This is a genomic window from Oleiphilus sp. HI0128 (genome assembly GCF_001635365.1).
On record NZ_LWGG01001495.1, the window covers coordinates 1 to 1,023 of the forward strand.

The following is a 1,023-nucleotide window of genomic DNA, read 5'->3' on the forward strand; positions in this document are numbered from 1 at the left end:
ATGAATTCCTAGAAAAGAAGTTCGCTATCCATAAAACATAGCACAGCTTTTTATTTTTAACAGAAGTACTTACATAACTTAGTGTAAGTTTTTTTGAGAAATGTAATTTTCTGACTTGACGCACATTTGGCTGCACGTTTTCAGTCAAATGCGTGACATTTTAGTGCCTTTTATCGGGCTGGATAGCTTGTGATTACAAGTTAGTGATATCTAAATCAGATTCATTAACTTCAGCTTGGCGAAGCAGTCTTTCGTAATCGAGGCGCTGTAAGCGAATCTCTAGAACTAGCCCGCCTTCTTCATCATAGCTTTCATCCTGCACGACCGATGCAGCATAAAACAAGGCTCTTAGTTTTCCACCTTTAGAAGGGTCAAGTTTAATTTTCTGATGAACTATTTCATCACCAAGAATTTCAATAATCGCTTGATTAAGCAGATCTACACCAGCACCCGTATAAGCAGACACCCATACTCGCTGCGGCACACCGTCTTCATCTCTATCTATTCTCGGCTCACGACCGTCTAATAGATCTAGCTTATTATAAACCTTTAAAGTCGGAACCTTATCCGCACCAATCTCCTTAAGAACATGCTCCACCTGCTCAATATTATCCATGCGACCTTCATCATGACAATCAATGACATGCAAAAGAAGCGTAGCGTTGCAGGTTTCTTCAAGCGTTGCCCGGAAGGCATCTACCAATTTATGCGGGAGATGTCTAATAAAACCAACGGTATCAACCAAAATAGCGTTGCCGATATCCGGCAGGTTCAACTTTCTTAAAGTCGGGTCCAAGGTTGCAAACAGCTGGTCGGCAGCATAAACATCCGCTTCAGTGACTCGATTGAATAAAGTAGATTTACCAGCATTGGTATAACCAACCAAGGATACTGTTGGTATTTCTGCACGGGTGCGTGCTCTACGACCTTGGTCACGCTGTTTACGAACTTTCTCCAGACGTGAGGTAATAGTCTTGATACGACCGCGAAGTAAACGTCTATCACTTTCTAACTGAGTCTCAC

At 42.0% G+C, this 1,023-nt stretch carries 1 protein-coding gene; it reads right to left on the reverse strand.

The features are described 5' to 3' along the window. Positions 1-193 precede the first annotated feature (193 nt). Positions 194-1,023: GTPase HflX (gene hflX, locus A3763_RS24670; protein ID WP_068760674.1), on the reverse strand; the 830-nt coding region annotated here is incomplete at its 5' end.